Genomic DNA, 10921 nt, shown 5'->3' on the forward strand with positions numbered 1-10921 from the left:
TGCGGCGATCTCCTGAACCAGCTCGCTGGTCTTGTGAATGGAAGGCACCATCTGCTTGAGCAACTCGCCTGCCTTCTCGGCCAGGTTCACGCTTGAACCGGCCAGTTGACCGATCTCCTGCGCAGCCACCTGACTGCGCTCTGCCAGCTTGCGCACTTCTGCGGCCACCACGGCAAAACCACGACCGTGCTCGCCTGCACGCGCAGCCTCAATTGCTGCATTGAGTGCCAGCAGATTGGTCTGGTAGGCGATGTCGTCAATGATGGAGATCTTCTTGGCGATTTCCTGCATGGCTTCCACCGTGCGTGTCACGGCTTCACCACCTTCCATCGCCTCCTGTGCTGCCTTGGTGGCCATGCCATCGGTCACCATCGCACTGTCTGCGTTTTGTTTAACCGATGCAGCCATCTCCTGCAGCGAGGCACTGGTCTGCTCCACGCTGGCGGCCTGTGATGCGGCAGACTGCGACAAGGACTGCGAGGTCTCCGACACCTGGTTGGATGCGGAGGTCAACTGCTCGGCTGCCACACGCACTTCCACAATGGTCTTGGAAATGGTGTCGATCAGGCTGTTGAACTGCGTTGCCAGCGTCATGTAGAAGCCGTCTTTACCTTCCACCGTGATGCGTCTGGCCAGATCTCCGTCCACGGCAGCCTGCACCAGTTCTGCCACTTCGCATTCAGCGCGCAACTGATCCGTCTTGTCCTGCCATTGACCAACGGTGCCGATCTTCGTGCCGTCGTCGTTTCGTACGGGTGTCGTGGTGATCTCGTATGTTCGACCGCCCAACTCCATGGTGGTGGTAGACGTCTGCTCCAGCGCCTTCAAGCGATTGATGGCGGAAGCCGGATCGGTGTAGAAGACCCCCACCGATTTGCCGACAATATTGTGCGACTCAAAGCCAGGCAAAGACTTGCGGAACGCGGCCTCGTCTCGCTTGAGTACATTCATCAGCGCCGGGTTGATGTAGACCAGCGTGCCCTCGTTATCGGCGATACGAACAGGCATGACGGAAGCGTCCAGAGCCTGCTTGATGCGGGCATTCTCGGCCGCCAGCTTTTGCTCGCGCTCCTTTTGGGCCAGATCGCTGGTCATGTCCTTCCACTCGACGACTACCCCCAGACGCTTGCCGCCTTCACCCTTGACGGGGTTGAGGATCAAGTCCAAAGTGCGTCCGCCCAATTCAAGCCTGGCCGTATGGGTCTGCTGCAACCTGTCGAGCAAACTGCGCTGAAGCAAGCCATCCTTACAGAATTCCTCCAGGTTGGCCCCCAGTACACGCGTCGCTTGAAATTGAGGCAAGTCCTTGCGGATGTCCGCCTCGGCCGTTCTCAGCATCTGATCCAAGGATGCGTTGGTGTAGATGATGTTGTAGTCCACATCCGCCACCATCATGTTGGTAGCGGCCACATCCAGCGCTTGCTGGATGCGCGCGGTTGCTTCGGCACGCTTCTTGGTGTCGGCAAACTCGAAGCCCAGTCGGGTCTGTACGCGACGCAGCGACATCATCATCGCCGAGACCTGATCATTGCCCCCAGACGACACGATGCCGTCAAAACTGCCTTGTCCGTAATGCTCCAGGTGCGATTCAGCCTCTGTCAGCATATGGCTCATACGGGTGCTGAGCTTGAAGCCACCAAACAAGGTCAACAACCCCGTCACCACGGGCGACGCCAGTGTCAGCGCATTGGGGTGCAAGGCCGCACACACCGATCCGGCTACCGTCAACGCAGACAAGCAACCCAGCATCGCCACCTTGGAGCCGACACCTGCGTTGGCCCACAGCTTGCCGATCACGTTCAGGCTGTTCAAGCCACCCACCCGCACGCCGTTGCCCTCCACGATGGCCCAGCCTTTGGCCTTGCCTTCCTTGAACAGCTTATACAGGCCATCTGCGGCGTCAATCTGCGCTCGGGTCGGGCGGGTCCGCACCGACATATAGCCCGTCACCGAACTGCCTTCTCGGATAGGCGTGGCGTTGGCCACAACCCAGTAGTGATCGCCATTCTTGCGGCGGTTCTTGACCAGGCCGGTCCACGGCTTACCGGCTTGCAAGGTCTTCCACAAATCGGCGAACGCCTCCTCCGGCATGTCCGGATGGCGCACCAGGTTGTGTGGCTGTCCGATCAACTCAGACTGAGTGAAGCCGCTGGCTTCCAGAAAGTCGTCGTTGATATAGGTGATCTTGCCCTTAAGGTCCGTGCGGGAGACGATCGTGGCCCCATCACGGAGCACATACTCTTGCTGGGTAACTGGAAGATTGGTACGCATGATGATTCCGTGTCTGCTTGCGTTGATGGGCGATCAGCTGATTCGCTGGGTCTGCTCGGGTGTGCCGTTTGAATTCAAACTGAATGGCGTGCGCCCACTGCCACCGGGACGGGTGGCTTCTACTGCATAGCTGACCAGTGCGGGCACATCCAGCACAAGCGCCACATCGCCAGACCCCAGAATGGTGGAGCCAGCGATAGCGCGCAAATGCCGGAAGAGACTGCTCAGCGGTTTGATCACGGTCTGATATTCACCGTGCAATTTGTCAACGATCAAGCCAATCTGGGTATGGCCATCTCGCGCCACCACCAGGCTTCTGCGTCCGGCAGGACCGGGCTTGACCTTGTGCAACAAGGCAATGTCGAAATACGGCAGAACCTCGCCGCGCAAATTGAAGTAACCCACACCCACGTCTTGCGTCTGCGCGCATTCGGGCGGCACGTCGATGCACTCGGAGACGATTTCCATCGGCAGCACGTAGTAAGTGCCACCCACACTGGTCAGGAAGCCATCGATGATGGCCAGGGTCAGGGGCAAGCGAATCTGGGTCGTGGTGCCACGCCCCCACTCACTGGCCAGTTGCATCTGGCCCCGCAATGACTCAATGCTGCGCTTGACCACATCCATGCCCACGCCGCGGCCAGATATGTCGGTCACCTGATCGGCGGTCGAGAAACCCGGCGCGCAGATGAGCTGATCCACGTCGTGGTCACTCATCGCCTGATCCGGCCGAACCAGGCCACGTTCGATGGCCTTTTTCAGGATGCGCTCGCGATTGAGTCCTCGCCCATCATCCGTCACCTCGATCATCACCTGGCCGCCCTCGTGATAGGCGTGCAAGGCAATCACACCGCGCTCGGGTTTGCCGATGGCCAGACGCTCCTCGGTGGTCTCCAGGCCATGATCCAGGCTATTGCGAACCAGATGCATCAAGGGGTCGGCAATCACCTCCACCATCGACTTGTCCAACTCGGTATCGGCGCCGGATATCTGCAGGTCCACCTGTTTGCCCAGTTGCTTGCTGACATCGCGCACCACGCGATGAAAGCGGGCAAAGGTTTCACCAATGGGCACCATGCGCAGGGCCAGCGCGCCATCGCGGGCTGATTCAACCAGCGTGCGAATGCGCAAGGCAGCTTCGGCAAACGTGCTGGAGCCTTCCTGCTGCGCCACCAGTTGCGCCCCCGAACTGGCAATCACCAGTTCACCGACCAGGTCGATCAGACTGTCGAGCTTGTCGGCCTGCACACGTACAAAGCGCGTTTCCTCGCCTCGACGATCGCGGGAGGCCTTGCGGCGATCGCCTTGCGCGCCGCGACGATCAGCCGGTTCTGCCTCGGCCAGCACGTCATCGGCGGGCTGAACGTTCGATGCGACGGCATCAACGATATTGACCGCGGCATCACTCAGTCCAGGCAAGGCCACAGCAGCTTGCAAGGGTTCGACATGCAACTCGCAATCATCGACTGCAAATTCGAAAACACTGATGATGGACTCACGGTCCCCACTGGTCTCGAACTCGGCTTCAAATCCCATATGACAGGCTTCAGCGTCCAGCGCCAACAGATCCGGCACCTGGCTGGACAGCACTTTGACTTTGCGAACAGTGCCTTGCGTGGACAGGTATCGCAGAAAGGACAAGGGATCCAGACCATTGCGCAAGGCATCCAGTCCGAACTGAACCCAGACGCGCCAGACGCCCTCTTGCCCACCTGCATCAGCCGCGGCGCTGGCCTGCTGCACATCCGAAGCAGAGCTTGATGCGCCATCTCCGCCCAGCAAGGCACGCAAGTCCGCGCTCAACTCCTTGCTCATGGCATTGAGATCAGGGTCCCCCGAGGCAGATTCGACGTCGCCCAACAAGGCATCCATCTGATCCCGGCTGCTCAACAGCAAGGCCATGGCTTCATCATTGAGTTGATATTGCCCGGATCGCACGGCTTCCAGCAGCGTTTCCACGTCATGCGTGAAGGCCACCACACGGTCGCAGCCGAACAGGCCCGCCGTGCCCTTGATCGTGTGCGCAGCCCGAAAGGCACTATTCAAGGTTTCCTGATCGTCTGGCTCGTCATCCAAGGCCAGCAGTGCCTCTTCGAACTGGCGCAGCATGTCGCGCGCTTCATCCAGGAAGCCCGCTCTGGCGATGGCCAGTATCTCCTCGTCCGACGGATCAATCTGGCTCATGCGGCCACCTCTTCTGGGTAGATCGAGTGCAAGCTCGCGTCAAGGCCATACACCGCCAATACACTTTTGACGGCATTGCTCAAGTGGGTCAGCTTGAGCTCCTGCCCTTGTTGGGCCACGCTGACCTGGGCCGACAGCAGCAATTGCAAACCTGCGGTGTCCATGTCCGTGACGCCGGATGCGTCAAATTCGACATGCCCGTCATTGACCAGTGCCAGCATGGCTTCTCGCTGCTGGGCAATGGCATGGATCGTCCATTCGCCTGTCAGGCAGGCTGCTGTCGTGCTCATGTCCGCACCTCGCGATCAGGTTCAGGCTGCACAGAGTTTGGCCACCGCATCCACCAGCTGAGATGGCTGGAAGGGCTTGGTGACCCAGGCACGCACGCCTGCGGCACGGCCTTCGGCCTTCTTGGCCTCTTGCGACTCCGTCGTCAGCATGATCACCGGGGTGAACTTGTAGTTGGTCGTCTTCAGGTGCTTGACGAAGGCCAGCCCATCCATGCGAGGCATGTTGACGTCGCACACGATCAGGTTGAGCTTGCGACCGTCCAGTTTGGCGCAGGCATCCATGCCGTCGATCGCTTCAATGACCTCGTAACTGGCCTTTTGAAGCGCCATCTTCACGACCTGGCGAAAGCTGCCCGAATCGTCGATGATGAGAATGGTTTTGCTCATGATGCAGAGACCCTTTTAAAAAAACTCGATGGCGGCTTCCCGCTGGATGGAAGTGTTGCCATGGTGTTCTGAACGCTGCTCTTCCATCGTGTAGCTCGCGTCCAGTCGTGCCAGCCATTCGCCAGCCTGAGCGGAACTCAGGTCGCCTCCCTGCTGCAACCACTCTGTCAGGCGGTTGATGTCGTCCATGACGCAGCACAGCATCTGGCTGAGGCGGTCTTGCGTCTGGAAGTTCATCAACACGCGCTCAAATTCGTCGTGTACGGCTGCGCCCGCCTCCTGTAGCTCGCGCGAGGAACGGTTCATGTCGCCCAGGCTGCTCAGCAAGCCGCTGATCACCATGCGGGCATTGGCGGCAGCTTGATCTCGCAAGGCTTCGTCGCTGCTGTCTTGCGCTGCCGCGCGATTGCGCAGCTCCTGCAGTTCAAGATCGATCCCATTGGTGCGCGACATCATCTTGTTGGCCGCATCGCCAGATTGCGTGGCGAGTTGCCGCACTTCTTGCGCCACCACCATGAAGCCACTGCCACGCTCACCAGCTCGGCTGGCTTCAACGGAGGCGTTCAAGGCCACCATATTGGTTCTACGTGCCAGTTGTTTGATCTGCAGCGAGATCTGGCGCAAGTCACTCATGGCCTCGCTGAGCATGTCCAGCTTGGCATAGACCTGATCTCGCGATGCCAGGGCCTGGCGCATGGGCTCCAGCATCTGGGCCACGGAGGCCTCGTTGCGCTGCACCATTTCATCGGCACTGTGACTGCTCAGAGAAAACTGGCTGCCCTGGGTCATCTGAATAGCCTGATCGAGCCGCCCGGAAATGGAGCCGAACGAGGCCAGGATGTTGCCCACGCTCTCTTCGGAATGGCTACGTGCGCTGTCGATCTGGCGGCGCCAGACAGGCAGCACCTCCCCCACCAGGGGCGCCCCGTTCGCAGGCCGGTTGGGGACCGACTCGCCGAGCGAGCGCGTCATCACGCGCATGAGCAACAAAGTCGCCAGGGCGCCAAGCCCACCTGTCACGAACGGGCTGACGTCCGTCCAGCTGGCTGATTGCGCAGCCAGCATGACCAGACACGCCGACACAACGGCTGGCGCCCAACTACCCGTCTTGCGCAAGGGTGTGGCGTCGTCGTTCTGACGTTGCTCCGAGGATGAAGGAGAAGCCATGGATGGTCACATCGGGATGTACTGCTTGATGAGGGAAAGCGCTAAGGCCTTGTCGGTCTTCGACTCGACGTGAGCAATCTTGACGGAAGGGCACCACCCGTATGTGCGTAATAAAGCCGGTATCTCGCCGCATTTATTCCATCTTGCGGGGTGAGATATGACTCAACAATCTCGTCATCATCCCGATAAAGACACACCGCATACCGTGTCTCGGCACACCCGTGCCCCGTAGCTTCAGGAACGTACCCAACATGACGCAACCCTTCAAACTCCCGGCTCAGTGGGGCCAGCGGATGGCGAGCTGGCGCCCAGGGAGTTGGATGCCTGCGTTTCAGGAGTACTTTCGCTATCACGGCGTGTTGGCGCCCCTGGTTCGCCTCATGCGGGATGTGGACTTTCGGTACAAGGCACTGCTGGTAGCTGCTGCCTTTGCCGTTCCCACCAGCTTTGTGGTCAGCGTTCAGCTGAGCGACCAATGGCAAAGCTATCAACGAGCCCAACTGCAGCGCCAGGGATGGAACTACATCCACAAGATTGCCAAGCTGGTCACCGCGGTCATTCCCAGGCGTTCCGCCCTGGAAAACATGAGCACTGAGCCCGATCACACCAGCGATGAAGCCTGGCAAAAGAGCATCGAACACAGCTATCTGGATCTGGCTGAATTGCAAGATCTCGCCGGCAATAAATTTCAGGCACTGGACGAGTGGAAAGCACTCAGTGAGGCTTACGTGCGCCTCAACGCCGCCCCCGCCGGTGGCCATTCGCGTGCGGAAATGCACACGCAGTTCATTAACCTGGCACAACAACTCAGCGCGGCAATCAACGATGGGGCGCAGCTCACGATCAGCCCCTCCCAGCACACTCACATCATCAGCGAACTGGCCACCGAGCAACTGCCCCACTTGATCGAAGCGGCCTACCGCTTGCACACCACGCTGAATGGTCTGATCAAACAACCCGAACGCAGCCCGGCCCTGATGGAGACCTCCTTGCTGGCGGCAGATGATCTCAAAGTGACGCTGGCACAAGTACGAAGCCACGCCATGCGAGCCAGCACCATGGATGGCGCGCGTTGCATCAAGGGGACCGAACCGCTGTTCGCCACCGGCGAGCAGTACACCAAAGCCGTGCGCGCCTTTGCGCTGGATGCCACCGCCCCTATCGATGTAGCGCAATCTTTCGCCACATCGCAAGCACTCCAGAACGACATCCAGCAGCTTCGGGACAGTTGCCTGGGGCAGCTCGATACCGTGTTGACCGCCAATGAACAGCAGATGGGCAAACGCATGGGCTGGCTGTCGGGCATGGTGGTACTGGGCGTGGTCCTGGCCATCTACGTCATGACGGCGTTCTCCCGCGTGATGCGTGGTGGCATGCAGCTGATTCAATCCGAGGTAGCGCGGATGGCGCGTGGCGACCTGTCCAGCAGGGCCGCCGCACGTGGCGATGACGAAGTGGCTGACACGTTGCGCAGCCTGCGGGCATCGCTGTCGCGCCTGGCCGACTTGTTCACCGTGGTGCGCCGGGGCGTTGCGTCCGTCTCCCACGCGTCCGGCGATATCTCGGCCGCCAGCGAAGACCTGGCCTCGCGCATTCAAGAGGCCAGCGCAGCCATGTCAGGCCTGCAACAAGGCATTGCCACCACGCTGGACTATCTGGAAGCCAACCAGCAGTGTGTAGCCCAGGCCGTCGACCGCGCCAAGGACGTGACCGCCGATGCGGGCCGTAGCCGCCGGGCCATGACCCATCTGGCCGATGTGATTGATCGCTTGCAAGGGCGCAGCCGCGAAATCGGCAAGATCGTCAGCCTGATCGATGGCATCGCCTTCCAGACCAATCTGCTGGCGCTCAATGCCTCGGTGGAAGCCGCGAAGGCGGGCACCGCAGGCAAAGGCTTTGCCGTGGTGGCCAGTGAAGTGCGCGGGCTGGCTCAGCGCGTGGCCGATGCGGCCGCCCAGATCAACAAGGTGGTAGGCGACTCCACCAACGAGATCGCCCAGGGCCAGGAAATTGCCCGCGGCACCGTGGAGGCCGTGCTGTCCACCGAATCGAACGTCAACGAGATGGGCCGTATCCTGAGCAAGCTGGCCGACGTGACCGCCAATGGCCGCAACAACGCGGAACTCATGACCAACACGCTGCACACGGTCAACGACAACAGCGAAAAAACCAGCGAGCTGGTGGTTCAGGTGGCCCAGGCCGCCAAAGAACTGCGCCACCAGAGCCTGAAGCTGGCCGAGCAGGCCTCCCGCTTCAAACTGGGCTGATTTCCCGCCATGTGGTGCCCCCCTTGGGGCGCCCTCCCCCGAGGGTTAGGCCGCATCCTGAACCCGGTGATAATCGTGCTGCTAACTAACGGCACCTTATTTAACCAACCGCTTTCAGGAATCAGGCCATGGCCTCCATCAACAAAGTCATCCTCATCGGCAACCTGGGTCGCGACCCCGAAGTGCGCTACACCCCCAATGGCGCAGCTGTCTGTAATGTGTCCGTTGCAACCACCCGCAACTGGAAAGACAAGAACAGTGGCGACAAGGTCGAGGAAACCGAATGGCACCGCGTGGTGTTCTATGACCGCCTGGCCGAGATCGCCGGCGAGTACCTCAAGAAGGGCCGTCCCGTGTACGTGGAAGGCCGCTTGAAGACCCGCAAGTGGCAGGACAAGGACGGCAAGGACAACTACACCACCGAAATCGTGGCCGAGCAGATGCAACTGCTGGGTGGCCGTGAAGGCGGCGGCGGCGGTGGTGGCTACGGCGGCGGCAACCAGGGCGGTAGCGATGACTACAGCCAGGAAGCCCCATCGGCACCCAGCCGTCCGGCAGCCCGCCCCGCAGCGGCACAGCGCCCTGCCGCACCGGCACCCGCACCAAAGTCGTCCACCGGCTTTGATGACATGGATGACGATATCCCTTTTTGATTTGAGACACCTGCCCGCCCAACGGCGTGGCACTCAAAACAAAACCCTGGTCAGGTCGCCCTGCCAGGGTTTTTTGCTTGTGGCGCGTCACACACGCACGCGCTTTAAATCCGCAATCACACGTAGAGCTGGTCCTTCACTGTGCTCACCAATTGCGCGGGGCTGAAGGGCTTGGTCAGGTACGCGTCAGCCCCTGCGCTCACGCCGTCTTCACGGTCAGCTTGCTGCCCCAACGCAGTGAGCATCACCACACGTATCCCGCGCATGTCTGGGTCAGCCTTGATCCGCTTGCACACGGCAAAGCCATCCAGCAGCCCCGGCATCATCACGTCCAGCAAGACCACGTCTGGCTGCAAGGTCGTGACCATTTCCATGCCCACATCGCCGTTCTCGGCTTCGTGCACGTCAAGGTCTTCCATTTCCAGGGAAAAGCGGACCAACGCACGGATATCGGCATGGTCTTCAACAATCAGCACGCGCTTCATGATTCGATACCTTCTGCCAGCACCAGCTGACGGTTCGTTCAGAAAAACCGCACGCGTCCATTCTCCGGCTACCCGCCCTGTCGCATGCCGTCAATTTGAGGTGGCAAGCCCGGCCAATTCGTCCCATAGATGCCAGGGACGTGAGAAGCATCACGCGTCAGGCGTATGTCTCTTTGAACACTAGCGTCAAGCCGACTTGGCAAGGGCCGAAAAAATGGGCAATGTCTGTGCACCTACGCCGCACTGGCGTTGTTGTTGCATGACTGAACTGGCCGCCTCATCACTGCCCACTCCCCCGCCCTCATCGGTCCCCGATACCGATGAGCAGGGTGTCATGGCCCGCCACGCCGGCCAGCCGGATCACCATGTTCCTCTGGGCGACTTTGAAGCCGTGCTGCAGCAAGGCTTTCTGCGCTTGCGGTTTCCCGATGCGGCCATGGAGGCGAGCTTCCAGGATGACACCGAAGCCGCACGCGTGCGCCTGATGCGCACGGGCGCGCTGCTGGGGCTCCTGCTGTCAGGTGGGCTGCTGTGCACAGACTGGATCATGGTGCCCGACCGCTTTGAGGCCGCACTGCTGACACGCGTGCTGCTGTTTGCGCCGATCCTGTGCCTTTGCGCCGTCTTTTTGCACCGGATGCCTGCTGCTGGACGCGAATGGACAAGCCTGCTCAACAGCGTCTTGTCTGCCGGCATTCACGTCTACCTGTGCGTCAGCAGCACCGACGAGCTGGCAGGCCCCTATCTGGTCACCCTCAGCATGATCGTGCTGTTCAACGGCGGCGTGACCCGCATGCGCTTCTGGCGTGCCTTGCAGATCGATCTGATCATCCTGGCGCTCTTCGCCGGGGCTGCGCTGATGATCCACAACCCCAACGTACCGGTCATGGTCGGGCAGGCGTTGATCATGGTGTCGACCACACTCTTCACGCTGTACAACAGCTACGGGCTGGAGCACGAAGAGCGCGCCAACTGGCTCATGCTGCAGCACGAGCACCAATTACTGGAGCGGCTGGAACACGGCAACAAGCGGCTTGACCAGATCACCCGCTTTGATCCGCTCACCGAGATATCAAACCGTCGGCATTTCGATGAGTTCCTCACCCAGGTCTGGATGCGCGGCGCACGCGATGGCACATCGGTGGCCGTGCTGATGATGGATATCGACCACTTCAAGTTCTACAACGACCACTACGGCCATCCGGCGGGCGATGCCT

The 10921-nt window shown here is 60.5% G+C and carries 9 protein-coding genes; 3 read left to right on the forward strand and 6 right to left on the reverse strand.

What is annotated here, in order from left to right; genetic code table 11:
- From EPO09_RS20185 to EPO09_RS20205, 5 genes are all read right to left on the reverse strand, one after another.
- A partial coding sequence (locus EPO09_RS20185; RefSeq protein ID WP_290646034.1) for a methyl-accepting chemotaxis protein occupies positions 1–2271 on the reverse strand: 2271 nt, incomplete at its 3' end.
- Positions 2272–2304: 33 nt separating this feature from the next.
- On the reverse strand, positions 2305–4455 hold the full coding sequence (locus EPO09_RS20190) for a chemotaxis protein CheA (protein ID WP_290646036.1): 2151 nt from the start codon (positions 4453–4455) through the stop codon (positions 2305–2307).
- Positions 4452–4745 carry a lipid asymmetry maintenance protein MlaB gene (locus tag EPO09_RS20195; RefSeq protein ID WP_290646038.1) on the reverse strand — a complete coding sequence of 98 codons (294 nt, stop codon included), beginning with the start codon at positions 4743–4745 and terminating at the stop codon, positions 4452–4454. Before EPO09_RS20195 ends, EPO09_RS20190 begins: the two co-directional genes overlap by 4 nt.
- Before the next feature lie 21 nt (positions 4746–4766).
- Positions 4767–5132 carry a response regulator gene (locus EPO09_RS20200; RefSeq protein WP_290646040.1) on the reverse strand — a complete coding sequence of 122 codons (366 nt, stop codon included), beginning with the start codon at positions 5130–5132 and terminating at the stop codon, positions 4767–4769.
- 15 nt (positions 5133–5147) lie between these two features.
- The gene (locus EPO09_RS20205; protein WP_290646042.1) at positions 5148–6299 is read right to left on the reverse strand and encodes a methyl-accepting chemotaxis protein; all 1152 of its coding nucleotides are present in this window, start codon (positions 6297–6299) and stop codon (positions 5148–5150) included.
- 320 nt (positions 6300–6619) lie between these two features.
- Here EPO09_RS20205 and EPO09_RS20210 point away from each other — a divergent pair, with 320 nt between their 5' ends.
- Positions 6620–8566, forward strand: a complete 1947-nt coding sequence (locus tag EPO09_RS20210) for a methyl-accepting chemotaxis protein (protein ID WP_290646044.1) — start codon at positions 6620–6622, stop codon at positions 8564–8566.
- A gap of 128 nt (positions 8567–8694) precedes the next feature.
- Positions 8695–9219 carry a single-stranded DNA-binding protein gene (ssb, locus tag EPO09_RS20215; RefSeq protein WP_290646046.1) on the forward strand — a complete coding sequence of 175 codons (525 nt, stop codon included), beginning with the start codon at positions 8695–8697 and terminating at the stop codon, positions 9217–9219.
- A gap of 116 nt (positions 9220–9335) precedes the next feature.
- On the opposite strand, the gene EPO09_RS20220 is transcribed toward ssb, so the two are convergent.
- Positions 9336–9704 carry a response regulator gene (locus EPO09_RS20220; RefSeq protein ID WP_290646047.1) on the reverse strand — a complete coding sequence of 123 codons (369 nt, stop codon included), beginning with the start codon at positions 9702–9704 and terminating at the stop codon, positions 9336–9338.
- Between the two features lie 259 nt (positions 9705–9963).
- Between EPO09_RS20220 and EPO09_RS20225 the strand changes: the two genes are divergently transcribed.
- Positions 9964–10921, forward strand: a 958-nt coding sequence (locus EPO09_RS20225) for a diguanylate cyclase (protein WP_290646049.1), incomplete at its 3' end; no start/stop codon positions are given.

This window comes from Aquabacterium sp., assembly GCF_004297345.1.
In the GTDB taxonomy this organism is placed as follows: domain Bacteria; phylum Pseudomonadota; class Gammaproteobacteria; order Burkholderiales; family Burkholderiaceae_C; genus Aquabacterium.